Origin of the sequence: Rickettsia africae ESF-5 (genome assembly GCF_000023005.1) — a bacterium.
GTDB lineage: Bacteria > Pseudomonadota > Alphaproteobacteria > Rickettsiales > Rickettsiaceae > Rickettsia > Rickettsia rickettsii.
On sequence record NC_012633.1, the window covers coordinates 1041032 to 1067951 of the forward strand.

Sequence of the window (26920 nt, forward strand, 5' to 3'; positions counted from 1 at the left end):
AAATTAAACAAGTATAAGTGAGGGTTGTTCTGTTGCCCGGCACACCCTCCAGCCGCGTAGGATTAAGCTGCTAAAGCTAAATGACCTACAGAACGATTATTATCGTTTGCGTTTCTTTGTTTTGACCCATATGGCACAAGCCATCGGCGGAATCATCCCGAGTAAAAGCAATCTTTTTATTAGGCACGTCGATCCTATTTCGCCCCCCAAAAATACTCGATGAACTTCGTATTGTCTACTCTTTAAGAGTTATTACATATTTAAACTTTTCTAAATGACGTAGCTAATAAAGAGAAATTTGAAGGCAACACGGAACGTAGAACCGCAGGGTGCACGTAAGTAACGTGAGGATTCGAATACCGGATCGACGTACAAATTACCTTTAGGAGCAAGTTATTTAGAAAGTTTTGGTGGAGGCGTCGGGTACTGCCCCCGAGTCCGCAACCTCTATTCTAAATTACGTTTATTACTATAGCTATATTAGCACCACATATTATGCCTTAATTTGATTAAAATGTAAAGGTCAAATAAGAATTCTAGATTTATATTAAAAATGGACTTATAATAAATGGTTAGAATTCTAAATTAAAAACTTAATTATGCTACCAAATCTTGGAATTATCGCCGGCAGAGGTTCATTACCTTACTTAATAGCAGGTAATTATACAAAGCAAGGTGGTAATTGCTATATCGCAGCAATTAAAGACGAAGCTGATATAGAGCAAATTAAAGATTTTGAATATAAGATTTTAAAAATCGGTATGGTCGGGGAAGCTATAAAATATTTTAAGGAGCATAAGGTAAAAAATATTATTTTTATCGGTGGAGTTAATAGACCGAATTTTAAAAATTTAGCCGTAGATAAAATAGGCAGTTTATTGCTTTTCAAAATAGTTGGGCAAAAAATTCGAGGAGATGATAGTTTGCTAAAAATAGTAGCGGATTTTTTTGAAAGTTACGGTTTCAAGGTAATTTCAAGTAATGAAATATATAAAAATCAACAAGGTAACTCCAATATTATAACCAATACTAACCCTATAAGTTCAGATAAAAATGATATTGAGCTTGGAATAAAATTATTGGATCATCTAAGTGCATTCGATATCGCACAATCGGTTATAGTTGAAAGTGGCTATATACTTGGTATAGAGGCTGCCGAAGGAACGGATAATTTAATAACGAGATGTGCAGATTTACGTAACAATCCTCATGGAGGAGTATTAGTAAAAATAGCGAAATTAGGTCAAGATAATAGACTAGATATGCCGACGATCGGTCCTAATACTATAAAGAATCTTGCTAAATATAATTACAAAGGGGTAGCGATTCAAAAAAATAACGTAATTATAGTCGAAGAGGAATTAACTATAAAACTCGCTAATGAACATAAAATTTTTATAACAAAATGTTAGCAATAGGTATTACCGGTAGCTATGCATCGGGTAAAACTTTTATGTTGGATTATTTAACAGAAAAAGGATATAAAACTTTTTGTGCCGATAGATGCATAAAAGAATTATATCAAGATGTAGTTTTGCAAACTCAGATTTTAAAATTACTACCTGAACTTGAGTCTTTCAATATTAGAAAAATCAGTAATTTAATTTACAATAACGACCTAGCTAGAGAAAAACTACAAAATTTTATTTACCCCTTACTAATAGATAAACTCATTTTATTTAAAAAAGAAAATGCTAATTCCAAATTTGGCTTTGCCGAAATACCACTGCTTTATGAAGCTAAGTTTGAGAAATATTTTGATTTTGTCGTAACAATATACTGCTCTGAAGCAATAAGAATGCAAAGAGCAATAACGAGATCTTCGTTTGATATAGAAATTTATAATAAAATCAAAGAAATTCAACTATCACAAGAAAGCAAAATAGCAAAAGCAGATTTTGCTATAAATAGCGGCGTTGATATGTTAGACTTGGAAAAACAAATAGCGAAGCTAATAAAGGATTTGGAATGTCGAGTTTAAGAGAAATAATTTTAGATACCGAGACTACGGGACTTGACCCACGACAAGGTCATCGAATCGTTGAGATCGGTGCTATTGAGATGGTAAATAAGGTATTAACAGGCAGGAATTTTCATTTTTATATTAATCCTGAGCGAGATATGCCGTTTGAGGCTTATAGAATTCATGGCATATCCGGCGAATTTTTAAAAGACAAGCCTCTATTTCATACAATAGCCGATGATTTTTTAGAGTTTATTTCAGATAGCAAACTGATTATTCATAATGCTCCTTTCGATATTAAATTTCTAAATCACGAATTATCATTATTAAAAAGAACCGACATTAAACTCTTGGAACTAGCAAATACTATTGATACTTTAGTAATGGCTAGAAGCATATTTCCAGGCTCAAAATATAATCTTGATGCATTATGTAAAAGATTTAAAGTTGATAATTCAGGTAGGCAGCTTCACGGAGCTTTGAAAGATGCCGCATTACTTGCAGAAGTATATGTAGAGTTAATGGGCGGTAGACAATCCGCTTTTAAAATGGTTGATAAATCTGCCGTAATAAATAATTTAGCAACTAATCAAGTAAATAACAAAACAGAGCAAACTACTATTGTTATTAAACCTACAAAAGAAGAGCTGCAAAAACATAAAGAGTTTCTCAGTAGGATTTTAAAAACTGCTTAGTAAAACGTCATTGCGAGGAGAGGCAAAGCCTCGACGTGGCAATCTCAGGAGTTTTATATTATTTCATGAGATTGCCACGTTCCTTTTAATCGCTCGCAATGACGATTATCAACAATCCCCTTATCTATGAAAACAAATTTTCTTGTATTTATAACCTTTACAATACTTATCTCTTTAGGCTTTTGGCAGCTTAGTCGTTTAAAAGAAAAGAAATTATTTTTAGCTTCAATGCAAGCTAACCTAACCTCACCTGCAATTAATTTAGCAGAAATTCAAGACGGTTTACCTTATCACAAAGTAAAAATTACCGGTCAATTTTTGCCTAATAAAGACATATATTTATACGGTAGAAGGTCAATGTCGAGTGAAAAAGACGGATATTATTTAGTTACTCCTTTTAAAACCATAGAAGATAAAGTTATTTTAGTAGCACGAGGTTGGTTCAGTAATCGCAATAAAAATATTATCACGCAAGCTACAAACGACCGGCAGCACGAGATTATCGGTGTTACCATGCCATCAGAAAAAACTCGTATCTACTTACCTGCTAACGATATAAAAAATAATGTGTGGCTAACGCTAAATTTAAAAGAAACATCCAAAGTGTTAGGCTTAGATCTTGAGAATTTTTATATTATTGCGGAAGAAAAAGATATTAGCAATCTAGATATTTTATTACCTCTTGCAATAAATCATTTAGCAGCAATCAGAAATGACCATTTAGAATACGCCCTAACTTGGTTTGGACTTGCTATTTCTTTAATCGTAATATATGTAATTTATCGGCGTCGTTATATGGCTGTGGATGTCATCCCGCGAGCTTGTAGCGGGATCCAGAAAAATAATTAAAAAGACTGGGCCCCGTGGTCAAGCCACGGGGTAACAGTAGAAAATCGATACATAAATGAGTGACTTACAAAGAGAAGCATCCGATCCTAATTACTCCGTTTGGGTATCGGCATCTGCCGGTACCGGTAAAACCAAAATCCTAACCGATCGATTTTTACGTCTGTTAATAACGGGCGTAGAGCCTTCCAATATTTTATGCCTTACTTTTACTAATGCTGCAGCTATAGAGATGCAAGTAAGGATTAATAGCAGACTTAAATATCTTTCTCTTTGCAACGCCGAGAAACTAGAAGAAGCACTTTTCTTAATGAGCGGCAATAAGCCATCGCCGCAAGACACAGAAAACGCAAAAACTTTATATGATAAAATACTAAATAGCAATAAGCTTTTAAATATCTATACAATACATGCTTTTTGTCAAAAAATCCTTAACACTTTTCCCTTAGAAGCCGGCATAACACCAGAATTTAAAATCCTTGAAGAAACTAAATTACAAGATATCTTCCTAAATATCAGAAACGAAATTTACTTAAGCGATGAACATAATGACTTAATGAAAATTTTACTTAACCGATTTCATGAAATAACTCTGCAAGATATTTTTACCGAGATAATCGAGCAGAAAATTAAATTCAGAAAGTTATTTATAAATAAGCAAATTCCCAAAGAAATATCTAATAAAAGATTAGCGTTAGGGGAATTAAATAATATTTACGATAAGGTAAAAAACTTATTTGCCGAGTATGATGTGGAGATAGCACCGAAAGAAATTTTTTTTACCAAAGATGGGAAAAAACGAAAAAGCCTTTTATCGAAAGAATTAATAAGGAAATATCCTAAATTATTACTAGAGCTAGAAAAAATTACCTCTGAAATTTACCGATTAGATGAGCTGCGTCGCATAGAAGAGCTAGAATATCATACGAACTTACTTACTAAACTTGCGCATATTATTTTAAAAAAATACGATTCATATAAGGAAGAAAATAATTTACTCGATTACGACGATTTAATTTACTACACCGAGAAATTACTAAATAATAAAACTACTCATAAGTGGTTGCTGCATAAGCTTGAAAGCGAGATAAATCATATTCTTGTCGATGAAGCACAAGACACAAGTCCCTCGCAGTGGAATATTATTACTACTTTAATAACAGAGTTTAATGCTGTAGAGAGGCCAAATAATAGTGTTTTCATAGTCGGCGATGATAAACAATCGATCTTCAGTTTTCAAGGGGCTGATCTTCGTAATTTCAACTTAGTAAATGAGCGACTAAAAGCAAATCTTACAAATGCTAATAAGAAATTCAAAAATATCACCCTTGAATATTCTTATAGATCATGTACAGAGATTTTACAATTTACTTATAATGTTTTAAAAAATATAAAATCCAATTACCCGGGTTTATTCCTTTCGAATAATCCTTTAATATCCTCATTTCGTACACATCAAGGCTCTGTAACGGTTTGGCCATTAGTGACGAGTGAAAAACAAGAAGAGCTTTTTTGGGCACTACCTGAAGATTATGAAAATTCTAAATCTGCTGCCGATTTACTCATAGAAAAAATCGTAAATTTTATAAAAGAACAAATAGAAAGCGAAGAAATTTTACCATCTACTGCAAACAGAATATCTGAAAAAGATTTCATGATATTAGTCAGAAAGAGAGATGAATTTAGTAATAATCTGATCAAAGAACTTAGCAAAGCTAAGCTTAAAGTTGAGGTAAGCGATAGAATGAACCTTAAGGAAAATCTAACTATAATGGATTTAATTTCATTAGCTAAATTTGTGTTACTACCTGATGATGATTTAAATCTTGCCGGTTTACTAAAATCACCGATTATTGGAATAAGCGAGCAGCAATTATACGAACTTCTTGTAAATAAAAGTGAGAATAGCTTATGGGATATACTCTCTTCACATGAGGAGATATATAATAAGTTAGATTCTCTAATTGAACTTTATAAAATATCTATTGTTGAGAACTTCTTTGATTTAGTGGTACATAATCTAAATTTACGAGAGCTTTACGATGATGATAGTGATGATATGATAACTGAGCTATTAACATTAAGCAAAAACTATGCAAATGATATAGATAATTCACTGCAAGGATTCGTTGCTTGGTTTGAGAATAACGATATCTATATTAAACGTGATATAGAGCATTCAGACAAAATAAGAGTAATGACCGTCCACGGCTCTAAAGGGCTTGAAACTCCTATTGTTATATTATGCGATTCTACTACTTTACCGATAAGCAGCAATAAATTTATTTGGGATGATAAAGGAGAAATGTTTTTCTCTGCTAATGCTGCCGATACTCCTGAGTTTTTGCAAGAACTGAAAGAAGCTGAAAAATTAAAAGATTTGCAAGAATATATAAGACTACTCTATGTTGCAATGACAAGAGCTAAAGACAGGCTGATTATATGCGGTTTTAGTAATAAATCTACCACTCCTGAAAATTGCTGGTATGAAATAGCCAAACAAACTTGCGATAAATCTCTCAATTAGTAGCTGCTATATTAAATATAATAGACTATTAAGACGCACATATATTTAAATAGCATCTTATGTTAAAAATTTTAGAAAGTTTCTTTGAAAATAAAGTAAGAATTAAAATAGAAAGGTTAAACAATTACCATCCCTGCATTATGCTTATGAAAAAGGTCATAAGGAATAATACTTAAATTTTTTTCTTTTTAAGGCTTGTTTATACTTTGTTATTTTAGAAATAACAACTACAACACGAAAAATAAAAATACTTATTAACAGAGGATATAAGATATTTAACTGATCAAACATCATTAATTTCACAGAATTTAGTTAGATACTACATAATAGTAGTAACATTTATTTGAATTTCAACTTAAATATTTTTTATTTCAATTTAACTCCTATATCTTAAATTTAAATCATTTATAGATATTGTCATAAGAAAATTAATAAGATTTTTATTGAAACCGCTACTTCTAAAATAGATAGCATAATAATTTATGCATTATGATAATAATCATGCCTTAATAAATCAGATTTAAGAATACCACAATTATATTCACATGAATCTAAATAAGCTTGTAATTCATGAACATTTTGTTCTATTTTTTCATAATTATATTTATATGAGTTTTGGAATTTTTCAACTAATTTACCTTTATTAACAACTTTTTTATAAGCATCTTCTTTAAAAAACCCATCTTTTTGTTCTTCACTACAAAAGTAATCCTTAAATTCACTATGTTTTTTCGGTAAATTAGAGATAAATTCTGCAAATTTTTCTAATTGAATATTGGTAATTAGAGTAAATACCAAACCTATATTTTCTTTATATTGGTTAACTCTTGAAATTTCATGCGCTATTGTATCTTTTTGTCCAATTTCAATAACATTATTAGATAAAATAACTAAATCTTTTTTATTAACCTCTTGCTTTTCAGATTCCTTTAGTTTTATATTCAGTATTTCCTCTTCTAATGCCTCTTTACTAAATAATTTTTTAAATGCAGCAAGCCACGGACCAAAAGCTGTACTTTCTAACTTTTTAAAATATTCTTTTAACTTCATAACTAATTTCCTTGTTTATATTTTCTTAGTTTAATTTATAGTACTAGTTGGAAGTAATCAAGTTATAGAACTAAGAAAAATTAATACTTTTGTAAAAATTATATATAGCGTAAAAATTGAAAAACAGTGTTAAAATGCTTAAAATAATTTGACTATTTTAGAAAATTTTAATAAAATCTATTAATAAACTCAATCGATAATACAAAATATGAAAACAGCTTTTATCTTCCCCGGTCAAGGGTTGCAATTGATCGGCATGGGGAAAGATTTTTATGATAATTTTAAACCCGCCAAAGAAACTTTTCAAATCGTTGATGAAGTACTAAACCGAAAACTCACTGATATAATTTTTAATGGACCTTCTGAAGAACTTACCTTAACCACTAACGCACAACCGGCATTAATGGCAGTATCTATGGCAATAATAAATATTATCAAAGCTGAAACCGGTAAAAGTTTGGATAGTCTTTGCGATTATGCTGCCGGTCATTCGCTAGGTGAATATAGTGCTTTATGTAGCACCGAAAGTATTAACCTTGAGACAGCAGCAAAACTACTTCATATACGTAGTACATCTATGCAGGAAGCATGTCCTGAAGGTGAGGGAAGCATGGCGGCTTGTATCAATATTCCGTTTCAAAAACTTGAAGAAATATTAGAAGAGATCAACAAAATAAATTTATGCCAAATCGCCAACGATAACATCGAAGGACAAATAGTTATTAGCGGCAAGACCACAGCTATAGATCATGCTATTAGTATAATTAAAGATTTAGGTTATAAAGCAATAAAGCTGAAAGTCAGTGCTCCATTTCATTGTAGCTTAATGAAGCCGGCAGAAGAAAAAATGCGAGTAGCTCTTGATAAAGCTGTAATTAATAAACCTCTGATACCGATAATCCAAAATTATACCGCAAAACCTACTCTAGATCCTACAGAAATCAAACAAAATTTAATGCTTCAGATATGCGGGCGAGTTAGATGGCGTGAAACTTTAGAACTATTTCACAAATTAGAAATTGCTCATATAGTAGAAATAGGGGCAGGAAGCGTACTAACAAATATGCTCCGGAAAATTAATTATCCATATAAGTTAAGTAATATAAGTAATTTAGAAGAACTACAGCATTGTTTAGATAACATTAGTCAATAACTGTCTCTAATAACTTCTGATTCATAAAGTTTTTAAATTAACTTAATATTATTATATGCAAATTAGTTTTAGTTTTTTTAAGCAATTACTAGAATTATTCACTAGTGATTGGCAGAGCTATTTAGACAAGGTAATAGAGGATTTTAAAATTTAGCCTTAACAGATACTAATGATACATTTTTAAAAGAAGAATGTTATAATTGCTCTTATCCAAAAAGACATTAAAGAAGGTGAATATCCATGGTATGTTGCTCCTTTTAATAAAATAGATCATGCAAGTTTATTACTTACCAATATTCTCATATATTAGAGCTTGATTATCTAAATCAAAATACGGTAAAAGCAGTAAAAAATATGCTGCGAAATAACTTCAAAGATATATATAATCCGGAAATTTATATTATTGCTAATTATGAAGAACCTATAATTAAAAACTATACGATAATAGATAAAATAGCCGAAGGTAAAGTTATTACCTTTGAAGATTTAAATATTAAATATGTAGATCACACGGATGAAGAGTGAAAATATATAGGTGATATAGTAAATGATATTAGAAAACTAGACAGCAAGTTAGTAGCAGATATTCAAATATCATCAAATTTATTTATCAATTTTATTTTGTAGATTTTCTTATTACTCAGTGTACAATCATTTTTATGGCTGCATATTTTGAAGAATTAAACAATTTTCATCAAAATTTAGATAACCTCAATTTTTCCGTTACAAAAATATATTCCCGAATGCCAACCAAAAGACTATAAGAGTTTTGTCAATCTTAAAGCAATAACTTGGAATAGATTTTTAGTTAAATATCAGAAATTATTTGAGAACATTCAGAACATATTATTTAGCATCTGTAGTGATAGTGAGAATTTTGTAAAATTGTTAATTTCAGACTCTTATAATCTTAGCTTAAACAAGCGAATCGAAATTATAGAGTACTTAATAGATAAATATAAAAATGATACTAAATCTATTTATTACATAACCCAACAACTTTTTGATATTTGTGATGATAACACGGATATTAAAACGCTCGAAGCCAAGGCTAAACAGTTTTACAAATATATTGAATATTTCCGTAGTTGGGATGAGTTACCTAGTTATTGGTATATGGACTTTAAAGGGCCATCCGGATGTGATAAGGAAGCTTTGATTATGGGCAATTCCGTAAAGCCGGAAAATGATTATATTTAGTTAGAAAAATTATAAAATAATTCTAGAAATTATGCTTATTAGATGATATAAAGTAAAGCCATAACCGGAGAGATGGCCGAGTGGCCGAAGGCGGCGGTTTGCTAAACCGTTATACGGGTCATACCGTATCGAGGGTTCGAATCCCTCTCTCTCCGCCAGTCTGGATAGTTAGCCAATTCTTGTAGTTTATCGAATGGAAAAGCCAAGGAGTAATCAAGATTTCCGCCTTTCAAATTTAGGTTCGCAAATACACATTATCGCCTTATTGCCTTGATTTAACAAGGATTTCAGCTCTTAATACAAACCTACTAATATGTTCTATGCTATTCATATGTTAGTTTATGCTAGACTTTTCTCTAATATTTTCTGTTACTTATACGTTATTTTCTACAAATTTCACCAATTTTAGCCATTTTTTTTCTAAAAATATGTACGCTATACAAACTAGGGGCTATTCCTCGTAAAATAAGGGATTGGAGGGCTTTTTGTAAAAATTTTTTTTAATAGAATTAATTGTTTATACCAAAATTTTTCAGTTTTTGTGTATAAAAATTGCACCTATTACCAGAATTGAGTGAGGACTTAAATAAAGCTCAAGGGTTGGGTCGGAAATATAAAGGTTTAAAAATTTCAACGTTTCTTCTTTATTACTACAGTCTGTGCTACCATTATTACACATGGTACATCCTAATTTTACTTTATCATTTGCTACTAAATCTTTTAATTGTGTTACTTCCTCTAAGGTAGCCAATTTTATATCACTTATGTTGCGAAAACCATCTATTACTTCATTAAATATATTATTTACGCCTTGCGAAACTGTCCTTCTTATATCATTTATATCTTCATTAGTATGCCAAGAAACATAAGGTAAACTACTATCGTATTTGTGAAACAAACCCCAACACCAACCTTGTACTCCTTCTGTATTTCCAAGTGTTGATTTATATAATTCATCTCATTTATAAATAATTTTTGTTCTTTCATTTTTTACTTCTTACAATAGTTAAATTCTACTTATTCAAAATAACCTAGCTATTTCAGCTTTTGATTACAACATAAATTATACAAATCTGCTAAATCATAAGTAGGAAAACCTATAATACACTATATAAATATAAGGTTTATCTCCTGTAACCTTAGGTTTAATAGAATTTATATATGAGTAGCAATTACACACCAAAAAATTATGGTTTATTCGGAAAGTACATAAGTAAGATATCAAAAGCCATAATTACTAAATATAGAAAATAATATAAGCAATACTAAAAGTAGTAATTAATATGCAAAGATATTTAGACCCAACAAATGATAGTTTGTTTAAAAAAATCTTTCGTGATTTAGAGAGATTAAAGGAATGTATCAATGCAGTTCTTGAACTTCAGGAGGGTTTTAGAATTAAAGAAATAGAGTTTATGCCCATAGAGCAAGTACCTATGCTCAATAAAGGAAAAAAAGCATATTTGATTTAAAGGTTAAAGATGAAGCCGGTAGCTGGTATATAATCGAAATGCAAAATAGCAGAAATTAAGGAATAAATCTAAGGCGTTAACTACGCAATCACAACATACAAAATCGTATCCCGCTACCCAGTAAACGACCTCTTCAGCTCATTGGTGGGAAAGGACGAACCCACATAAGATATTATAACACTTCAATACTCAACTTACAATAATTATAGCTTAGTAGTTGAGATATTATTTAAAGGATTAAATTATGACTGATTTAATCAAACAATTTGAGGTGCTACTGTCATTCCCGCGAGGCATTGTTGTGTGGATCAATTTCAACCTCTGTCATCCCGTGGCTTGAACGCGGGATCCAGTTAAAAATACTAAAATTATTAGTATTTTTTATTGTTTTTATGGACCCTGTGGTCAAAACCACGGGATGACAGAGGTGAAATTGATCCACACAACAATGCCTTCCTGCGAAAGCGGAAATCCAGTACTTTAAAGCTTTTTTAAAAGTTTTACCTTGAAAAAAATGATATAAAAAATCTTTAAAATTAAGATTTTTTAGCCTGGATCCCTGCTTTCGCAGGGATGACATCTAGGGCTTTTTAAAAATTGTCCGGTACTATACTTAGTAACACGCCGGCAAATAGAGCGGTCATTATCCTTAAGTGCAACAGACACAACCTCAATTGCTAATGAGGTTGCGGTTACTGCAAATGTAGTAACTGATTGTTTAAAATAATTAACTAATATATTAAATTACTAATTGTAATTATTATCATTTATTAAAATAATCTCGCTTAATCTTCTATATATTCAAAAATTCCCTAAATCAATTCCAATTTATTTATGCTTTTAGTTAAATTTCTATTGCGTTCTTAAAGTTTCTTATTATGATTCTGTCTATAGCTCATTTTTAACAAAATATTAAAATTTATAGAATTCAATAAGAATATAATTATGTTCATACTAAACATTTTTAAAACAAACTGGCACAAAAGATTATCCGAAAGAAAGTACAACAAGTGACCTTAGTAATAAAAATATAACTGATGAACAAGCAAAAGATTTAGCTGCAGCACTTAAAGCTAATAAATCTTTAACGTCGCTTTATCTTTCTTGGAACAACATAGGCGAGGCAACATTTAAAATAATTAATGAATATCTGTACAGAAATAAAACTATAACCAAAAAAAGCAGAAAAGAAATATGAAGAACAGCAAAAGCAAGAACTAGAAACACAACAAGTAGAGGAAGAAAAAAGAAAACTATTGGACGAACAAGAAAAACAACAGCAAAACCTCAAGCTTGATGAGCTAAAATATAATCAACTAATTTTAGTAATAAAAGAAAGTACGGAAGAAGAAGCAGAAAATTTAGTTAAAGAGCTAAACGGTGACACGCTTAACAAGATAGACGATAACAACGATACGGCTTTAACTTTAGCTGCTTATAAAGGATTAGATAAAGTTTGCAACTAATCTCTAAAATGTCTAATCAGGCTATTAGTACTATTAATAGCAATGGTGAAACGGTTTTAACTTATGCTGCTAGTAAATGCTAGTAAAGGCTTAAGTAAAGTATGCATGCAACTAATCCCTCTAATGAGCGATCCGGCTATTAATACTATTACCAAAACTTATGGTACTATAGCCTTAACTTTAGCTGTATGGAAGGGTTTAGAAAGGGTTTGTGAGTTATATTAATACCTAGAACGACTATTCAAGCTATTCATCATGTTAATAATAAAGGTGAAACAGTATTAAATTTAGTTATAAAAAATAATTTTAAAAATATATATGACTTATTAACTTTAAGAGTAAATGAGCTAAATAATCAATTCAATAAAACAAATATATATATAACAACGAGGACGAAAAACTTATTATTGCAGAGGAAGCAAATATTTACCAAATAATAGGCAAGATAATTTTTAACTTACAAAATAGTACTAATATTGATGAAGCAGACAAGCCCATAGAGAGAATAGCTTATATAGAATACTTAATAATGTTCAGAAGCTAACAGATAAAAACGACATAATAAATATAACTCAAAGTATAACAGAACTTATAGGAAATGCAATTACCGAGGGGACAGTTGTAGATTTAGAAGATGAAGTTAATGAAATGGCAGAAAAACAAACGCAACAAAAGTTAAATATATTCAACGCAACAGTAAAAAATAATTACGAAATTAGAAACTGCTAACATTAAAGATAGTGCAGTGATACAAACACAAATAAACGAAATATCAAGTAAAGTACAAACTTTAGAAAACAATGTTAGTATAGAGCAAATAACAAACTGGATGGGGAAACTTTTAGATGGCAAAATTACTAAAGGAACAGTTATAGATTTAAGAAAGAAAATTGAGACAATAATACTTCAAGAAAAAAACGAATACACTAGTATAATTACATTTATAGCAAAGGATTTATTACCAACCGCTTTTCAATAATCCAGAATTGCTACAAGTGGCCACTACATTACTAAGCCCTAATTTAATCTACGAAGCAATTAATAATGATGATAAGGAGCTTATTTTAGCCGGACTAATGAGCATGGGATATAATATTTAAACTAAATATTTGGAGCTGGTACTAATGCATAAACAGGCCTAAGCGTAGCCTGAATCAAGGCTAATCTAAACTGGTTAAGGGTTTGCATAACGTACCCCCCCAGTCTAGACAGTTAACCAATTCTTGTAGTGCGATCTAAGTATAATCTTTATCACCAAGCATATTATAGATTTCCGGCATATATTTATGTTTCAGCCAAATCTCAAGGCTACCGATAATATAAAGGTTATTTTTAGCTCTGCTAATACCGACGTTTAAAACGTTTGGCTTTTGCGTCATTATATTTCGTGCACCTTTATCAAGAGGATGCTGAGCTCCTAGTAGTATTTTATTACCGTATCATTTTCTGTGCCTTGAAATGCATGAATAGTGGCGATATTTTTATATCCAAATACTTGAATTGTTTTCTCATATCTTGAATCGTCATATATTTCATTCAATTTTCTACGAATAGATTCGCTGTAATCTTTATACATTGTAAGGATGTCAATTTGTTTGAGCAAATCATCCCCATTTTTCTCTTTTAATACTTGGTTTTAATAACTCTAGTAATTTTTGAAATTCGGCTTCCGATTCATATTTATAACGTTGAACCTTATTATCTTTTATATCTATCCATTTTGAAGTACCTAAAATCGTTCTAATATCAGAGTTACAGTCAGAGGTAGCAAAAATCATTTTGTCACCGTAAGCTATTTTGTTACATATTTTAAACATCAGATTTTGGCATCTTCTATGCACTCATAAAGGAAAACTAACCGTAACATCATCTATTTTTGTTTGATATAAAGAATTACGATCAGCTAGGTTTTGCAATGAAACTTCCGAAGGTGACCACTTAGGATATGAAACCTTAAAATGTTCACATAATTTGATTAAATCTTGCTTTAATATAGAAATAGGATCTGTTTGCAGCGGATCACCGACTACTACGACTTTTGTTGATTTGTAAATAGTACTAGCTGCGTATTGTGACGGTATCTGCCCTGCTTCATCAATAAATAACCAAGGAATTGCATTATGTTCGGATGTTGTCAACATTTTATCGAATGAGTGAAAAGTTGTAGACACAACAGGTATGACCATAAAGAAATTTTGCCAAACAATTTTGTAAGTTAAAAATTTTCTTGCCAATTTTTCCAAAATAAATTTTCTTCAAAATCCTTAATATTGAAATATTTATCTTTTAAACTTACGATAGCCAAGCTTATATCGTCGTTAAGCTGTTTTATTTCTTCTACAGAAGCTTCAATTTTCTTAATTGCAGCTTTAATATTCTTAATATCAGTTTTTATCCGGTCAATTTCTTCTGAAGATTTATTTTTTAGCTTAATTAAATCCCGTTTTTGCTCATAGCAAAAATTGTATTTTGCGGTTTTAAAAAATGCATGAATTTTTTCAAAAAAAAACCAAATTTAATAATTTTATTTCACAATCAATTTTAAGTATTTTTAGAGCTTTTATAATCAAGCTCTAATTCTAACTCATTTTACTCTTCTTTTTTTCTGCATATATCAATCCTCTTCCTTAATTAACTCTCTTTTCTTTTTATTAAATTCAATAACTGATGCAATATTTTCATAAACTTCATGAATTTCACTGTATAAATTGTTAAAACCAGCACACGCTTCTTTCCATTCATTATTAATTTCATCTATAGAATTACAATACTCAGGTTTAAAATGTGCAGGGGCTTTATCTCTACATTTATTATTAACTAGCAGATTAAGATATTGCAGCATTGTATGTTTTTCATCATTCTTATCATCGTTTTCTTCTTCATCTTTATATTTCCAAAACTTATTTGAAAATCTCTTTTTATTTCCATGATTAACGAGCACCGCAGCAAATATACCCCTATCTTTCTCTTTTTCCTCTTTCAATAAAAGTTATTTAAAATAACTTAAATCTTTATGATATAGCTTATCTATTTTACTATATAACGATATTTCTTTAGATATATTTTCAACGGCATTGTTATTAGATGATGCAACAACCATACCGTAAGTTTGTAATTCCGGTTTGAAAGAATTAACATGATAATCAAAATTTGGTGTATGTAAGGAAGATTTTTTATTTTGAAACCCCTCCTTAGGATCTTCTAAAGTTGCTAAATAAGAAGCACGATCTACATAGATATTTGCTATAAGATCAAAAAGTATAGTGGTTTTCCTGTACAGGTGGACCATTAACAGCAAAAAGCTTTCCTGAAAAGAGGGTAATACCACATTAATCGCCACAGCTTGCAGTACCGCAAGAGAGTGACTCGGCGATGAACACCAACGCATCGGTTGCATCATAAATGGAGATAACAGTTCTTGTAGACTTTCTTGATGCTTTAAAACATCTATGGAATCCGGCTTATCTTCTTTACCGAGATATTTGGCAATTGCTGATTCCGAGTCAAATTTTTCTATATTACTTCGTACAAAATCTAATGGTCTTAGAAAAAAACTATTAAACATTTCTAAGGAAGGAGCGGCAAAATTATAAATTACCGGTTTATCTTTTTTCTTTTTATGCGAGGTAACTCTTCTTAAGCATATTTCAGAGCGGCTAAATAAATATTTTTTGTCAATTTCTAACTTCTGCACTACAAGATCAATCATAAGATTACTCATTTTTAAATCTAGAGTTTTAACTCAAGAATCTTGCTTTTTATCCTTAAAATATATTCTCTCACTTTCTGAAAATACTTCCTCTATTAGGCTGTTATTATTATCTACAAAATTTGGTAAATCTTTTAATTCTTTTTCTTGGAATTCATCTCTCATGATTCTACCGAGAGCATAAGCAGCAATAGAGATAACCATCAATCCTTCAATATATTTACCGTTTTCATCTATAGTTAAACCAGCAATAGGTGTTTGTCGGTTGCTCTTGCTTATCTTGATGGTTATTATAATCATTTAAGAACTCTTGATCTAATTTAGTGATATTTTGGATTTTCTGTAAAAGATCAAGTGCAGCTTCCGACCATTTTAAATAACCGAGATAAATATGCCAATGAACTGCTACTTCGTTTTTCTCAAGATCAATACCGAGTGTTGTTTTATCCACAAACTAAACATCTTTTAAGAACAAAGTGTTTCTTTCTTATCCAGTTTGCAACTAAAACTGCCTTTTTTATCGGTATGTTCTCTAATAATGTCAAAATATCTATTTAAATTTTCGTTTTTATTAGGAGTTAGTACTTCAATAATCTTCCATACACCGAGGATAGATTTGATTTGTTCATCAGATTGATTGTACATCAAAAGAAGTGTACACTTAAAATAGAAATATCCTAAGTATGAAACTAGAAGAAGTAAACAACTTTTTAATGTTACTATTTATAGCATATAAAGATGTGTATAATTATCACCAAATTATTAATGATTTAATAAAATTTAGTATTTTATAAATTCATTTAATATATTTCCTTAACCCAAATAGGATATAATAAATGCAAAATAATAAGGAAATTATTAAATATATAGTGTCTAGCATTTGGTCTTATTGGAATCCTATAAACTGGTCACCAAGCATACAATTAGCTACCTTAAGTTATATATTGTCTTGTTTAATTGATGGGAATGATGCATTATTAGGTTGTAGAGATATTAGATCAGATATATATTACAATGAACTATAGTTAATTCAGATGAATACAACTTTCTTCTTTAGCAAATAAAGCAATGAATGCCTATATAGTCAAATGCACATTTAAACCGCTTCAACGCACATAGCCATACCCATACCGCCACCGATACATAAAGTAACTAAGCCTTTTTTAGCTTTAGCTCTGCGTAAGCCGTGTATCAGAGTAATAAGTACACGTCCGCCGCTTGCCCCGATCGGATGACCGATGGCTATTGCTCCACCGTTAACATTAACCTTCTCCATATCCCATTTCATTTCACGGTTTACATAAATACTTTGAGCGGCAAACGCCTCATTAACCTCGATAACTTCCAAATCATTAACGCTCCAACCTGCTTTACTTAAAGCTTTTTTGGATGCAGGAACAGGGGCAGTACCCATAATACTTGGATCAACACCGGCTGAAGCATAAGAAACAATACGAGCTAGCGGCGTTAAATTATGCTTTTTCAAAACTTCTTCGGAAACTACCATAAGACATGCCGCACCGTCATTAATAGAGGAAGCATTATCCGCTGTAACTACAACGTTTTTATCAAAAGCAGGACGTAATTTACTCAGAATTTCAAGGCTGATATCAGGTCTTACTGTTTCATCATGATCAAACAAACTAGTAGTTTTTTTAATCGTTACTTCGACAGGTAAGATTTCATCTTTAAAAACTCCTGCTAGCTGTGCTTTAGCTGCTTTCTTGTGAGAGCTTAAGGCAAACTCGTCCTGCTGTTGTCTGCTAATATTAAACTGTTTCGAGATATTTTCGGCTGTAATACCCATAAATACTCCTGAAAATACATCGGTTAATCCGTCATACTGCATTAGATCAACCATTTTAATATCGCCGAATTTAGCTCCTGCTCTGATATAGCTACCGTGCATACAGAGCGACATATTCTCCCGCCCACCTGCTATAACTATTTCATTATCATCCATCATAATTGAATTTGCTGCAAGTACTACGCTTTTAAGACCTGAGCCGCATACTTTATTAATCGTATAGCCCGGCACTTCTTTCGGTATTCCCGCATAAATCAGAGTTTGCCTCGCCGGATTCTGCTCGCTACCACCGGTTATTACCTGTCCTAGGATTACCTCACCTACTAAAGCTGGATCGATTTTGCTGTTTTGCAGTATATCATTTATTAAATGAGCAGCAAGCATAGGTGCAGCCGTTGTACTAAGGCTACCCATAAACGAGCCGAAAGTAGTCCTTTGCACATAAAAGTAGTCCTTTTCGCATAAGTTATATAAACCAGTTTTGTCATAATGTGTACTCCTTAAACAATTTATCTAGTTTATCATTTATTAAATAACTAATATGTCCGCCTGCTACATCTATAAGCTTAGAGTTTTTTAATAATTTTTGCAAAGGTAAAATGGAAAATTTAGGTACTATTTGATCATCTTCTGCTGCTACCATATATATACAGGACAATGACTTAAACTCGGATCAATAATAAAATTATTCGATTTTCCATTTAAGATTTATAAACATATTTTCATCTAATATATTTTGTATAATTTGATTATAAACCTCCTTAGATATACTATTACCTGACATAAGCCAATTCTCTATTCTCAATGCTAATTCTTGCTCCTTATCGGAAGTTATAGAGAAAAAATTTTTTAATTTAGCATTGAAATAATCAGGGAATAAAAGAAAAAATAAAATTTGAACATGAATTTTAGGAATTATCGTAAATTGTCTATACCACTATCTAGTTTTAAATATCGATGCAACATTCTTATATAGAAAAAATGAGAAAAATCCCACGGGCAGGTAAGTAAAGTCAGAGTTTTGATAAATTTAGGCATAAGTACGTTTGTAGCTATCGCAAGGTTACCACCGATACAATGACCTATTAAATTAATGTCTTTAATTTTCAAATTATCTATTACTTCGATTATTTTATGCACATAGTCGTCTAGTAAATCTTTAGGTTCCTCAATCTCTAGCCAATCTGTTAAATAAACTTCACCGTAGCTTCTCAAAGTTTCAATAAAACTTTTGTCACGAGCTAAAAAAATATTTCCAGTGAGTTGAAGATAGAGAGGATGATTAGGAAAGTTTTGATGTCATCCTGACTTCTTTCTATGTCATTCCTGACTTCCCCTTTGTTATTCTCACGAAAGCGGGAATCCATTTTTAATTTATTTTTACTGGAATCTCTGGACAAACCACGGGATAACGCCGAGTAATACAACACCCTATAATGCTCTGTTTGCATTACTATTTTACCTGATTTTAAATATTAATTACCTAAATTATGTGTCTTTGTATAATTATTATAAAGGTCACAATATTCCTGTAGTTTATTACTATCTAGCATTGAGAGTATCTAGTAATTCTTGACAAAAGGCTAAATATATTGTATAAGTGCAGCACCTTCAGAATGTAATAACAAGTATATAGGCTCTAAAGTTTTAGGGGAAATGTCTTTTCATAAAATCTTGAAGTGCTTAAGTTTTTTTTTTGTCCTTAGGGATTTATAATGCTAAGTACCTCATCACGATCGTTTAAAAACAAATTCAGAGCAGCATTTTGGCCTGTGCATAATTACGAACTCGGAAAGTTTATTCCGATGAGTACCTTAATGTTTTGTATTTTATTTAATCAAAACGTTTTACGAATCTTAAAAGATAGTATTTTAATCTCCGAGATTAGTGCAGAAATAGCAGGTTTTGCTAAAGTTTATTGCGTTACGCCTGCCGCTGCTTTATTCGTGATTATTTATGCTAAAATGATTAATTATCTTACTTTTGAAAAGATCTTTTATTATTTAAGTGCATTTTTTATCAGCTTTTTTGTTTTATTCACTTTTGTAATCTATCCTAATATTCATATTTTTCATGTACATCCCGATAATCTAGCTGACTGGATGGAACGTTATCCTCATTTTAAGTGGTACATCTCATTAGTAGGTAATTGGGGTTATATAGTATATTATAGTCTTGCCGAGCTTTGGCCTAATATTTTTTACGTATTATTATTTTGGCAGTTTGCTAATGAACTTACTACTACCGAAGAAGCAAAAAGATTTTATACTCTCTTTTCGCTATTCGGCAACTCTTCTTTAATATTAGTCGGCTTTTTAATGATGAATCTATCATCGGAAGATACTATTATTAAGAAGTTTATGAGTATTTCGGATAGTAAAATCACTTTAGTTCAAGTATCCACGACAATTGTGGCAATTGTTGCTATTATTTGTTGTTTGTTAGTTAGATTTATTAGCAAGAACGTTTTTACTAATCCGTTATTTTATGCTAAAGCAAAAAGTGGTCGCTCAACTTCAGAACGTATGGGGCTAATTAAAAGCTTTAAATATATTGCGAAATCAAAATATTTATGGCTACTTTTAATTTGTTCGGCAGCTTTCGGATTTGCTATTAACTTAGTCGAAGCCGTATGGAAAGCAAAAATTAAGGAATTATATCCGACTGTAAATACCTATGCTGAATTTAACAGTCTGTATATACTTTGGACAGGCGTGGCAATAATGGTTATGACCATCATCGGTAATAACATTATGCGTATGCACAACTGGTTTGTAGCAGCAGTTATTTCACCGGTTATAATAATGGTGACCGGCATTTTGTTCTTTGTACTTATCGTATTTGACCAACAAATTTTATCATTATTTGATGGAGCAGTTTTAATGTCACCTCTTGCTCTTGCCGTTTCAATCGGTGGTATTCAAAATATTTTAGCTAAAGGTACTAAATATTCTATATGGGATACTTCAAGAGAAATGTTATATATCCCTCTTGATGAGGAGCTTAAAACCAAAGGTAAAGCTGCGGTTGACGTGATAAGTGCAAAAGTCGGCAAATCCTCTAGCGGTCTTGTGCAATCTATTATTTTTACTTTAGTTCCAACCGCTACTTTTACCTTAATCTCACCAATTCTAATGGTGGTATTTACTTTTGTATGCTTAGCGTGGATTTATGCAGTAAGAAAAATATATTTTGAATATCAAAAAATAGCATAAAATAAATTATTGTCATCCCGCAACTTGACCACGGAATCTAAGAATACAAGTCTGTAACCAAGATACCGTGGTCAAGCCACGGTATGACACCGAACGCGTTTTTTGATCCACGCGGGTAATGCCCTTTTTAGCTAGGAACCTTACAGCATAAAACTATCGATGTTACTATGAATCAATCTCTCCTAAAGCTTTAGTCTCTATATTATCTAAGAAAATCTCAAAATCCTTTAAGATATCGTCTTTACTTTAATAAGAAGGCGGTTTAAATGAAGTTAGGGTAACTTTTTCACTCTTTATAAAATTATGAGGCTGAGGTTAATCCTTAAGTTTAATAGTAACAACTTCGCCTGCTAGAGAGTTCGGATATCTGTTCTTATTAATTGAATCTGGATGCGTAATTTCTAGATTTTTTGGAGTATTATCCTCCTTGTTCTTACTACGGAATGAAAAAATTCTAGATGATGGCATTTGATTTACATTTTATTTAAAAAACGCTATTTATTATAGAGCAATAATTTATATTTAACAAGCAGGATGGTTAATTGTCATAAACTTTTCTATCATTCTAGTAACAGAACGTTCTAGCTCAATATCTAATTTTAAATAATCAGAAAAGTTAAACCATTTAAGTTCATTCGATTCGTTATTTTTTATAAAATTATCATTATTTACTGTTTTTAGTAAAAATCGTACATCATAGTGATAATGAGCAGGCTCCTTATGAGTTCGCGGAATATAATGGGTGTCTATATCAAAAATCTCCTTATTTATCGTTTTGATTTCATTAATTCCGGATTCTTCTATAGCTTCTTTAACCGCTACATTTAATATATTACTATCTCCATCACAATGACCGCCTGGTTGAAGCCACTTATCAAGCTTTTTATGGTGCATCAATAAAAATTTAGTTTTATCATTATTAAGTAAAAAAGCCGAAGCAGTGAAATGTCCTATTTGTAAATCTCAGCTAAAAGGGTTTTCATATTCATTTAAAAATTCAAGCATTTTTGTTTTTGTAACAATTTCTTCAGGATATGTACTACTGTAATTTTGTAGTTTAATATATAATTCATTCATAATGATAATTTTTTATGTATAGAGCTTTGATATTTAACTCAAATTTCTCTGCTAAGTCAAATGACAATAATTGCATAAAATTATATTGTCCATGTTTCATGGTAATTATCATTGACAATTAGTTAATGTTTAGTTATATATCGCATAACTAAAATTTAATATTAACTAATTAGGTTTATTTTTATGCTTAACAAAATAGTCGAATTATTTAGAAGTGATGATACCAACCCCTTGGTATGGTAAGCTTGCAGTAGTAAGAGCATGTGCTGTTGGAATTTATGTGATAGCAGGTGATTTACTTAAATCTCCGGCTTTTATTCTCAAATGTGGTGCCGATATAGTAGCAACAATGGGAGCAATGCTAGCATATGAGCATTATACAGGCGCAACTTCGCAAGAAAGTCCGATGATAGGAAATGAAGCACAAGCTGCAATATAATAATAAAATATTTTTAACGAATTTAGAGGACACACCGACTCTAAATTCGTATTCATTGACCATTCAAACCGTTTTTTAGTCTAATTTTGACTTGTTTTAAAGAACGAGGAGTTGCGTCTGTAACTTCAATTTCAATATTTTCTGAAATATCTATTCTAGTACCGATAGCCGGAACACTACTGACTCTAGTCAATACTAATCCACCTATCGTATCAAATTCATCATAATCATTGTGTAGCTTTTCTCCTATTATTTCTTCAAGCACTTCTACTGCAACACGTGCATTTGAAATAATTGTTGAGTTATTAATAACCTTGAAATTATCGCTATCTAATTGCTGATCATGCTCATCATCTATTCGTCCTACTATTTCTTCTATCAGATCTTCAATAGTAACTAAACCGTCAGTACCGCCATACTCATCAACAACTATTGCAATATGTGTTCTCTCACGACGCATTTTTGCTAACAAATCTAATAATTTCATAGAAGGAGCTGCAATTATATGCTTACGTATAAGCTTTTTTAAACGACCGTTTTGCTTTGTAGCCAATGCTTTAAATAAATCCTTGATATGAATGAACCCTACTACATTATCCAAAGTACCATCATATATAAGAGTTCGTGTATGTGGGACTTCTAACTTAATAGACTCACTTAATTCTTCTAGATTCGTAGTTAATTTTATTGCCGCAATATCGGAACGCGGTACCATTATATCTTCAATAGTTTTATCTTCTAGCTCCAATAAATTAGCTAAAATATTACGCTCGTCTAAAGTCATTTTTTGGCTATTAATTTTAAGGCGTTTTATGACACCAAAAAAATTATCGGGCGTTTTTGTTTTTCTAAAAAAATTTTTTATCGGAGAGAATAATTTTCGTACAGTAAAAATTAACTTATTATTTTGATTTTTTTTACTAGAATCTTCTTTTTTTGAAGATTTTAACATAAATTTTTTTATTTAGTTAATAAGGAGGGAAAATACCGAAATATGATAATATTTCAATTTCTAGATTTTCCATAATATTTGCTTCTGTGTCATTTTGATGATCAAAACCAATTAAGTGTAAAATACTATGTATTAAAAGATGAATAAAATGATTCTCAAAAGTTTTGTGCTGCTCGCACGATTCGTTATATATTACCTCATAACAAAATGCTATATCACCTAAATGCATATAATCAGAATCATCTAAAAATTCAAGTTTAGAATATAAATCCTGCCAATTTAATTCGTTGCTTGGAAAAGAAAGAACGTTAGTAGCTTTTTCTATATTACGAAATTGTTTGTTTAAGGTCAATATTTCTGCAGCATTCGTTAGTAAAATTGATAATTCAAATTGTTTTATTTTACTAAAATTATCAAACCGCAATAAAATATTTTGAGTTATTTTTTTGATTAAACTCTTATTTATCTGCTTATACTCACGCCATTTGTTGTAGTTTCTTACAATTTCTACGTTTATCATTGTACCAAATATTGAATAAATAGTCGTTATAGACTTAGCTGTAACTTAAGAGCATATTTTAAAAGCTGTATATCTTCATTAGAGATAACGTTAATTTTAGATTTTAATCTTAATTTGCTTACTGTCATTATTCGATCAATCATGGCTTTACCTTTTTTGCTACCTATCATTACGTAGGCTTCACAAGGATAGCATTTATCGATGTTACTAGTTAAAGGTATTACTTGCACACGATTTAATGAAGCATTTGAGTAATTATTGCCAGTCTTACCTTAGTGACTTCCCACCTAACAAAGGATTAAAGTCGACCACCATACCTCAGCTCTTTTCATAAAAATCGCGTTCTATTAACCCTTCTACCCACTCATTGGCCTTCTCCTCAGCTTTTGTATCTTGAGCCATGGCTTTGTAAGCGGCTCCAAGCTTCTCATTAATTACATAAGGTTTTACAAGTTGCTCAATAAATTTGCTAATTTTACGTTCACCTATTACAGAATAAAGCCTATAATAAACCGCTTCATCTATAGTAATTGTCAATTTCTTCTGCATAAAATACTCGTATACACGTGTGTTACACGTATGCTATCATATATATAAATTAATCAACATAAGGATTATTTACTTTAGTAAACAAAGATAATAGCTATGAAAACTGACCACACAGGCAATAAGCATGATATTTTAAGACATCAGTTTTTGTTGGTAATTCTCTTTTAATTTTTGAAAATCCTCATCGGCATGGTATGAAGAACGGGTTAGCGGGCTTGCCGAAACCATCAAGAATCCTTTTGTTTTTGCTACTCGCTCTAGATATTTAAACTCTTCCGGCGTAACATATTTTGCGACCTCAGCATGATTTTTGGTAGGCTGCAGATACTGCCCGATAGTTAGGAAATCAACCTTTGCTTCTCTTAAATCATCTATAACCTGTACTACTTCATTTATTTCTTCCCCAAGTCCTACCATCATACCGGATTTTGTAAAAATTTCAGGAGATAATTTTTTAATATTATGAAGTAAGCTTAAAGAATTATAATATCTAGCCCCTGGTCTAATCGTTTTGTATAAAGACGGTACTGTTTCGACATTATGGTTAAAAACGTCAGGTTTTGCGTTTGCTATTATTTCAGCTGCTCCTTCTTTTCTTAAAAAATCGGGTGTTAGAATCTCAATAGTAGTATTTGGCGATGATTTTCGGATTTCGCTAATACACTCCGCAAAATGTGACGCTCCGCCATCCTCAAGATCATCACGATCGACGGAAGTAATTACTACATGCTTAAGATTTAGCTTTTGTACCGCCTCCGCTAACCTTTGCGGTTCATACGGATCAAGTAAATCCGGTCTACCCGTTTTAACGTTACAAAACCTACAAGCTCTAGTACAAACCGAACCTAAAATCATCACAGTTGTATGTTTTTTTGACCAGCACTCACCAATATTAGGACAAGCAGCTTCCTCGCACACAGTATTTAATCTCAGATTCTTTATTAAATCCTTTGTATTATAGTACTCTGTAGAATTAGGAGCTTTTACTTTTATCCAATCAGGTCGTTTATTTAAATTAGCCATAAAACGGAAATAATTCAATTAATTTTGTCACTTCATTTAATACTTTCTGCTCAAGAGCGCTATTATCTTCATTATTTTTTAAGCCGTCTAAAATATCTGCTACCATATGACCGACTAATACAAAATCCTTTTCTTTAAAACCTCTAGTAGTACATGCGGGAGTACCAAGGCGAATACCTGAAGTGATAAAAGGCGAAGTTTCATCAAACGGGATAGCATTCTTATTACACGTAATCCCTGCTCTATCCAAAGAATTTGCGGCAAGCTTACCCGTGATTCCGTCTTTACGCAAATCCACTAAAACAATATGATTATCGGTACCACCTGTTAATATATCATATCCTCTTTCTTGCAAGCTACTTGCTAAAGCTTTAGCGTTACTTATTACCTGCTGAATATAACTTTTATATTCAGGCTGCAAATTTTCTAAAAAAGCTACGGCTTTTGCAGCTATTATATGCATTAACGGACCACCTTGTAGTCCTGGAAATAATGCAGAATTTATTTTGTGACCTATCGCTTCATCGTTAGATAAAATTAAACCGCCTCTTGGACCTCTAAGTGTTTTATGAGTAGTAGAGGTAACAGCATGAGCATAAGGAATAGGGCTTTGATGCTCACCTGTGGCAACAAGTCCTGCAATATGAGCAATATCTGCCATAAAGTAAGCTCCTACTTTATCCACGATTTCTCTAAATTTTGCAAAATCAATATTACGAGGATAAGCAGAAAAACCGGCTATAAGTAATTTTGGTTTATGCAAATCCGCTAAGCGTTCAATCTCATCATAATCGATTAAATAAGTCTCTTTATTTACGCTATAAGAAACGGCGTTAAACCATTTACCAGACATATTAGGAGCTGCACCGTGCGTTAGATGCCCGCCACTATCTAAGGACATACCAAGAACCGTATCACCCGGCTGTAATAAAGCAAGATATACAGCCTGATTTGCTTGTGATCCTGAATGAGGTTGGACATTTGCATATTTGCAGTTAAAGAGTTTTTTTACTCGTTCTATAGCTAAATTTTCAGCTTTATCTACTTCCTCGCAACCGTTATAGAATCGCTTACTTGGGTATCCTTCAGCATATTTGTTAGTCAGAAGCGCCCCTTGAGCTTCAAGCACAGCAGGACTTACGAAATTTTCTGATGCAATAAGCTCGATTACGCTACTTTGACGTAGCTTTTCATGCTTTATTATTTCATTAATCTCTTTATCCGTTTCGTGTAAATTATTATTAAAAATATTCATTC

The 26920-nt window shown here is 31.4% G+C and carries 33 protein-coding genes, 1 tRNA gene, 1 other RNA gene and 4 pseudogenes; 16 read left to right on the forward strand and 23 right to left on the reverse strand.

Going from position 1 to position 26920, the window contains the following annotated elements:
• Positions 1-16 precede the first annotated feature (16 nt).
• Positions 17-525: a transfer-messenger RNA gene (ssrA, locus tag RAF_RS07110) on the reverse strand.
• A gap of 74 nt (positions 526-599) precedes the next feature.
• Between ssrA and RAF_RS05650 the strand changes: the two genes are divergently transcribed.
• From RAF_RS05650 to RAF_RS05670, 5 genes are all read left to right on the forward strand, one after another.
• Entirely contained in the window at positions 600-1412 is an 813-nt protein-coding gene (locus RAF_RS05650; protein WP_012719982.1) for an LpxI family protein, read from the forward strand.
• Positions 1406-1981, forward strand: coding sequence for a dephospho-CoA kinase (gene coaE / locus RAF_RS05655; RefSeq protein ID WP_010977684.1), 576 nt, complete (start codon positions 1406-1408; stop codon positions 1979-1981). Before RAF_RS05650 ends, coaE begins: the two co-directional genes overlap by 7 nt.
• On the forward strand, positions 1969-2658 hold the full coding sequence (gene dnaQ, locus RAF_RS05660) for a DNA polymerase III subunit epsilon (protein WP_004997573.1): 690 nt from the start codon (positions 1969-1971) through the stop codon (positions 2656-2658). The genes coaE and dnaQ overlap by 13 nt, the downstream gene beginning before the upstream one ends.
• Positions 2659-2784: 126 nt before the next feature.
• Positions 2785-3507 (forward strand): SURF1 family protein, encoded by a 723-nt coding sequence (locus RAF_RS05665; protein ID WP_012719983.1) that lies wholly within the window; start codon positions 2785-2787, stop codon positions 3505-3507.
• A gap of 55 nt (positions 3508-3562) precedes the next feature.
• The gene (locus tag RAF_RS05670) at positions 3563-6031 is read left to right on the forward strand and encodes a UvrD-helicase domain-containing protein (RefSeq protein WP_012719984.1); all 2469 of its coding nucleotides are present in this window, start codon (positions 3563-3565) and stop codon (positions 6029-6031) included.
• A gap of 480 nt (positions 6032-6511) precedes the next feature.
• On the opposite strand, the gene RAF_RS05675 is transcribed toward RAF_RS05670, so the two are convergent.
• On the reverse strand, positions 6512-7081 hold the full coding sequence (locus tag RAF_RS05675) for a hypothetical protein (protein WP_012719985.1): 570 nt from the start codon (positions 7079-7081) through the stop codon (positions 6512-6514).
• Positions 7082-7289: 208 nt separating this feature from the next.
• Here RAF_RS05675 and fabD point away from each other — a divergent pair, with 208 nt between their 5' ends.
• The 4 genes from fabD (at position 7290) to RAF_RS05705 (ending at position 9592) form a co-directional block, all read left to right on the forward strand.
• Complete coding sequence (gene fabD / locus RAF_RS05680) at positions 7290-8234, forward strand: ACP S-malonyltransferase (RefSeq protein ID WP_012719986.1); 945 nt, start codon at positions 7290-7292, stop codon at positions 8232-8234.
• A 354-nt stretch (positions 8235-8588) separates the two neighbouring features.
• Positions 8589-8759: a hypothetical protein gene (locus RAF_RS09505; protein ID WP_200858171.1), complete on the forward strand. Its 171-nt coding sequence runs from the start codon at positions 8589-8591 to the stop codon at positions 8757-8759.
• A 360-nt stretch (positions 8760-9119) separates the two neighbouring features.
• Positions 9120-9434 (forward strand): hypothetical protein, encoded by a 315-nt coding sequence (locus RAF_RS05700; protein WP_012719987.1) that lies wholly within the window; start codon positions 9120-9122, stop codon positions 9432-9434.
• 66 nt (positions 9435-9500) lie between these two features.
• Positions 9501-9592, forward strand: a tRNA-Ser gene (locus tag RAF_RS05705).
• Between the two features lie 374 nt (positions 9593-9966).
• Here RAF_RS05705 and RAF_RS05710 read toward each other — a convergent pair.
• On the reverse strand, positions 9967-10332 hold the full coding sequence (locus RAF_RS05710) for a hypothetical protein (RefSeq protein ID WP_012719988.1): 366 nt from the start codon (positions 10330-10332) through the stop codon (positions 9967-9969).
• A gap of 385 nt (positions 10333-10717) precedes the next feature.
• Here RAF_RS05710 and RAF_RS05715 point away from each other — a divergent pair, with 385 nt between their 5' ends.
• The 4 genes from RAF_RS05715 to RAF_RS05730 all read left to right on the forward strand — a co-directional run bounded on the left by RAF_RS05715 (position 10718) and on the right by RAF_RS05730 (position 13351).
• Complete coding sequence (locus RAF_RS05715; protein ID WP_004997554.1) at positions 10718-10906, forward strand: hypothetical protein; 189 nt, start codon at positions 10718-10720, stop codon at positions 10904-10906.
• A 1256-nt stretch (positions 10907-12162) separates the two neighbouring features.
• On the forward strand, positions 12163-12372 hold the full coding sequence (locus tag RAF_RS05720; RefSeq protein WP_049752714.1) for a hypothetical protein: 210 nt from the start codon (positions 12163-12165) through the stop codon (positions 12370-12372).
• Positions 12373-12435: 63 nt separating this feature from the next.
• The gene (locus tag RAF_RS05725; protein WP_234943889.1) at positions 12436-12597 is read left to right on the forward strand and encodes a hypothetical protein; all 162 of its coding nucleotides are present in this window, start codon (positions 12436-12438) and stop codon (positions 12595-12597) included.
• Between the two features lie 520 nt (positions 12598-13117).
• Positions 13118-13351 carry a hypothetical protein gene (locus RAF_RS05730; RefSeq protein ID WP_041471937.1) on the forward strand — a complete coding sequence of 78 codons (234 nt, stop codon included), beginning with the start codon at positions 13118-13120 and terminating at the stop codon, positions 13349-13351.
• Positions 13352-13607: 256 nt separating this feature from the next.
• Here the strand turns inward: RAF_RS05730 and RAF_RS10110 are convergent, their stop codons facing one another.
• From RAF_RS10110 to RAF_RS05765, 9 genes and pseudogenes are all read right to left on the reverse strand, one after another.
• Positions 13608-13751, reverse strand: coding sequence for a DNA2/NAM7 family helicase (locus RAF_RS10110; RefSeq protein ID WP_016770345.1), 144 nt, complete (start codon positions 13749-13751; stop codon positions 13608-13610).
• A 225-nt stretch (positions 13752-13976) separates the two neighbouring features.
• Positions 13977-14189 carry a hypothetical protein gene (locus tag RAF_RS09060; RefSeq protein WP_041471938.1) on the reverse strand — a complete coding sequence of 71 codons (213 nt, stop codon included), beginning with the start codon at positions 14187-14189 and terminating at the stop codon, positions 13977-13979.
• A 24-nt stretch (positions 14190-14213) separates the two neighbouring features.
• Positions 14214-14513, reverse strand: a complete 300-nt coding sequence (locus tag RAF_RS09065; protein WP_234943890.1) for a hypothetical protein — start codon at positions 14511-14513, stop codon at positions 14214-14216.
• 74 nt (positions 14514-14587) lie between these two features.
• Positions 14588-14885: pseudogene (locus RAF_RS10650) on the reverse strand (hypothetical protein).
• 101 nt (positions 14886-14986) lie between these two features.
• Positions 14987-15355: a hypothetical protein gene (locus RAF_RS09075; RefSeq protein ID WP_041471940.1), complete on the reverse strand. Its 369-nt coding sequence runs from the start codon at positions 15353-15355 to the stop codon at positions 14987-14989.
• A gap of 6 nt (positions 15356-15361) precedes the next feature.
• The gene (locus tag RAF_RS10115) at positions 15362-16081 is read right to left on the reverse strand and encodes a DNA helicase (RefSeq protein WP_234943891.1); all 720 of its coding nucleotides are present in this window, start codon (positions 16079-16081) and stop codon (positions 15362-15364) included.
• A gap of 33 nt (positions 16082-16114) precedes the next feature.
• The gene (locus RAF_RS09085) at positions 16115-16381 is read right to left on the reverse strand and encodes a hypothetical protein (protein WP_158299174.1); all 267 of its coding nucleotides are present in this window, start codon (positions 16379-16381) and stop codon (positions 16115-16117) included.
• Positions 16311-16532 carry a hypothetical protein gene (locus RAF_RS09090; protein WP_041471942.1) on the reverse strand — a complete coding sequence of 74 codons (222 nt, stop codon included), beginning with the start codon at positions 16530-16532 and terminating at the stop codon, positions 16311-16313. Before RAF_RS09090 ends, RAF_RS09085 begins: the two co-directional genes overlap by 71 nt.
• A 14-nt stretch (positions 16533-16546) precedes the next feature.
• A complete protein-coding gene (locus RAF_RS05765) occupies positions 16547-16726 on the reverse strand; it encodes a hypothetical protein (RefSeq protein WP_014411028.1) in 180 nt (59 codons plus the stop codon).
• Between the two features lie 191 nt (positions 16727-16917).
• Between RAF_RS05765 and RAF_RS08290 the strand changes: the two genes are divergently transcribed.
• Complete coding sequence (locus tag RAF_RS08290; protein WP_148206975.1) at positions 16918-17106, forward strand: hypothetical protein; 189 nt, start codon at positions 16918-16920, stop codon at positions 17104-17106.
• A gap of 71 nt (positions 17107-17177) precedes the next feature.
• Here RAF_RS08290 and RAF_RS05770 read toward each other — a convergent pair.
• From RAF_RS05770 to RAF_RS10655, 3 genes and pseudogenes are all read right to left on the reverse strand, one after another.
• A pseudogene (locus RAF_RS05770) lies at positions 17178-18376 on the reverse strand (acetyl-CoA C-acetyltransferase).
• The gene (locus tag RAF_RS10120; protein WP_083762125.1) at positions 18373-18546 is read right to left on the reverse strand and encodes an alpha/beta hydrolase family protein; all 174 of its coding nucleotides are present in this window, start codon (positions 18544-18546) and stop codon (positions 18373-18375) included. The pseudogene RAF_RS05770 and the gene RAF_RS10120 overlap by 4 nt, the downstream one beginning before the upstream one ends.
• 27 nt (positions 18547-18573) lie before the next feature.
• Positions 18574-19255 (reverse strand): annotated as a pseudogene (locus RAF_RS10655) (alpha/beta hydrolase).
• 348 nt (positions 19256-19603) lie between these two features.
• Here RAF_RS10655 and tlc5 point away from each other — a divergent pair.
• Positions 19604-21103, forward strand: a complete 1500-nt coding sequence (gene tlc5 / locus RAF_RS05785; protein ID WP_012719990.1) for a GTP/GDP exchange transporter Tlc5 — start codon at positions 19604-19606, stop codon at positions 21101-21103.
• A 522-nt stretch (positions 21104-21625) separates the two neighbouring features.
• On the opposite strand, the gene RAF_RS05790 is transcribed toward tlc5, so the two are convergent.
• Positions 21626-22057 (reverse strand): NUDIX hydrolase, encoded by a 432-nt coding sequence (locus RAF_RS05790; protein ID WP_083762126.1) that lies wholly within the window; start codon positions 22055-22057, stop codon positions 21626-21628.
• A 9-nt stretch (positions 22058-22066) separates the two neighbouring features.
• The gene (locus RAF_RS05795; RefSeq protein WP_014411033.1) at positions 22067-22180 is read right to left on the reverse strand and encodes a hypothetical protein; all 114 of its coding nucleotides are present in this window, start codon (positions 22178-22180) and stop codon (positions 22067-22069) included.
• 217 nt (positions 22181-22397) lie between these two features.
• Between RAF_RS05795 and RAF_RS05800 the strand changes: the two genes are divergently transcribed.
• A complete protein-coding gene (locus tag RAF_RS05800) occupies positions 22398-22619 on the forward strand; it encodes a hypothetical protein (protein WP_041471944.1) in 222 nt (73 codons plus the stop codon).
• A gap of 52 nt (positions 22620-22671) precedes the next feature.
• Here the strand turns inward: RAF_RS05800 and tlyC are convergent, their stop codons facing one another.
• The 6 genes and pseudogenes from tlyC to glyA form a co-directional block, all read right to left on the reverse strand.
• On the reverse strand, positions 22672-23571 hold the full coding sequence (gene tlyC, locus RAF_RS05805; RefSeq protein ID WP_012719992.1) for a hemolysin C: 900 nt from the start codon (positions 23569-23571) through the stop codon (positions 22672-22674).
• A 16-nt stretch (positions 23572-23587) separates the two neighbouring features.
• Positions 23588-24091 carry an rRNA maturation RNase YbeY gene (ybeY, locus tag RAF_RS05810; RefSeq protein ID WP_012719993.1) on the reverse strand — a complete coding sequence of 168 codons (504 nt, stop codon included), beginning with the start codon at positions 24089-24091 and terminating at the stop codon, positions 23588-23590.
• Positions 24092-24117: 26 nt separating this feature from the next.
• A pseudogene (locus tag RAF_RS05815) lies at positions 24118-24339 on the reverse strand (type II toxin-antitoxin system PemK/MazF family toxin); the annotation flags it as partial.
• Between the two features lie 70 nt (positions 24340-24409).
• The gene (locus RAF_RS05820) at positions 24410-24640 is read right to left on the reverse strand and encodes a hypothetical protein (protein ID WP_012719995.1); all 231 of its coding nucleotides are present in this window, start codon (positions 24638-24640) and stop codon (positions 24410-24412) included.
• A gap of 132 nt (positions 24641-24772) precedes the next feature.
• Complete coding sequence (gene lipA / locus RAF_RS05825; protein WP_012719996.1) at positions 24773-25663, reverse strand: lipoyl synthase; 891 nt, start codon at positions 25661-25663, stop codon at positions 24773-24775.
• A complete protein-coding gene (gene glyA, locus RAF_RS05830) occupies positions 25656-26918 on the reverse strand; it encodes a serine hydroxymethyltransferase (RefSeq protein ID WP_010977717.1) in 1263 nt (420 codons plus the stop codon). Before glyA ends, lipA begins: the two co-directional genes overlap by 8 nt.
• Between the last annotated feature and the right edge of the window lie 2 nt (positions 26919-26920).

What these genes read in the sequence shown, in the direction of transcription:
- RAF_RS05650 (WP_012719982.1), top strand. Translation starts at nt 600, where the DNA reads ATGCTACCAAATCTTGGAATTATCGCCGGCAGAGGTTCATTACCTTAC.
- coaE (WP_010977684.1), top strand. Translation starts at nt 1,406, where the DNA reads ATGTTAGCAATAGGTATTACCGGTAGCTATGCATCGGGTAAAACTTTT.
- dnaQ (WP_004997573.1), top strand. Translation starts at nt 1,969, where the DNA reads ATGTCGAGTTTAAGAGAAATAATTTTAGATACCGAGACTACGGGACTT.
- RAF_RS05665 (WP_012719983.1), top strand. Translation starts at nt 2,785, where the DNA reads ATGAAAACAAATTTTCTTGTATTTATAACCTTTACAATACTTATCTCT.
- RAF_RS05670 (WP_012719984.1), top strand. Translation starts at nt 3,563, where the DNA reads ATGAGTGACTTACAAAGAGAAGCATCCGATCCTAATTACTCCGTTTGG.
- RAF_RS05675 (WP_012719985.1), bottom strand. Translation starts at nt 7,081, where the DNA reads ATGAAGTTAAAAGAATATTTTAAAAAGTTAGAAAGTACAGCTTTTGGT.
- fabD (WP_012719986.1), top strand. Translation starts at nt 7,290, where the DNA reads ATGAAAACAGCTTTTATCTTCCCCGGTCAAGGGTTGCAATTGATCGGC.
- RAF_RS09505 (WP_200858171.1), top strand. Translation starts at nt 8,589, where the DNA reads ATGCTGCGAAATAACTTCAAAGATATATATAATCCGGAAATTTATATT.
- RAF_RS05715 (WP_004997554.1), top strand. Translation starts at nt 10,718, where the DNA reads ATGCAAAGATATTTAGACCCAACAAATGATAGTTTGTTTAAAAAAATC.
- RAF_RS05725 (WP_234943889.1), top strand. Translation starts at nt 12,436, where the DNA reads ATGCTGCTAGTAAATGCTAGTAAAGGCTTAAGTAAAGTATGCATGCAA.
- RAF_RS10110 (WP_016770345.1), bottom strand. Translation starts at nt 13,751, where the DNA reads ATGACGCAAAAGCCAAACGTTTTAAACGTCGGTATTAGCAGAGCTAAA.
- RAF_RS09060 (WP_041471938.1), bottom strand. Translation starts at nt 14,189, where the DNA reads ATGTTTAAAATATGTAACAAAATAGCTTACGGTGACAAAATGATTTTT.
- RAF_RS09065 (WP_234943890.1), bottom strand. Translation starts at nt 14,513, where the DNA reads ATGTTGACAACATCCGAACATAATGCAATTCCTTGGTTATTTATTGAT.
- RAF_RS10115 (WP_234943891.1), bottom strand. Translation starts at nt 16,081, where the DNA reads ATGATTGATCTTGTAGTGCAGAAGTTAGAAATTGACAAAAAATATTTA.
- RAF_RS09085 (WP_158299174.1), bottom strand. Translation starts at nt 16,381, where the DNA reads ATGATTATAATAACCATCAAGATAAGCAAGAGCAACCGACAAACACCT.
- RAF_RS05765 (WP_014411028.1), bottom strand. Translation starts at nt 16,726, where the DNA reads ATGTACAATCAATCTGATGAACAAATCAAATCTATCCTCGGTGTATGG.
- RAF_RS08290 (WP_148206975.1), top strand. Translation starts at nt 16,918, where the DNA reads ATGCAAAATAATAAGGAAATTATTAAATATATAGTGTCTAGCATTTGG.
- tlc5 (WP_012719990.1), top strand. Translation starts at nt 19,604, where the DNA reads ATGCTAAGTACCTCATCACGATCGTTTAAAAACAAATTCAGAGCAGCA.
- RAF_RS05795 (WP_014411033.1), bottom strand. Translation starts at nt 22,180, where the DNA reads ATGAATGAATTATATATTAAACTACAAAATTACAGTAGTACATATCCT.
- RAF_RS05800 (WP_041471944.1), top strand. Translation starts at nt 22,398, where the DNA reads ATGATACCAACCCCTTGGTATGGTAAGCTTGCAGTAGTAAGAGCATGT.
- tlyC (WP_012719992.1), bottom strand. Translation starts at nt 23,571, where the DNA reads ATGTTAAAATCTTCAAAAAAAGAAGATTCTAGTAAAAAAAATCAAAAT.
- ybeY (WP_012719993.1), bottom strand. Translation starts at nt 24,091, where the DNA reads ATGATAAACGTAGAAATTGTAAGAAACTACAACAAATGGCGTGAGTAT.
- RAF_RS05820 (WP_012719995.1), bottom strand. Translation starts at nt 24,640, where the DNA reads ATGCAGAAGAAATTGACAATTACTATAGATGAAGCGGTTTATTATAGG.
- lipA (WP_012719996.1), bottom strand. Translation starts at nt 25,663, where the DNA reads ATGGCTAATTTAAATAAACGACCTGATTGGATAAAAGTAAAAGCTCCT.
- glyA (WP_010977717.1), bottom strand. Translation starts at nt 26,918, where the DNA reads ATGAATATTTTTAATAATAATTTACACGAAACGGATAAAGAGATTAAT.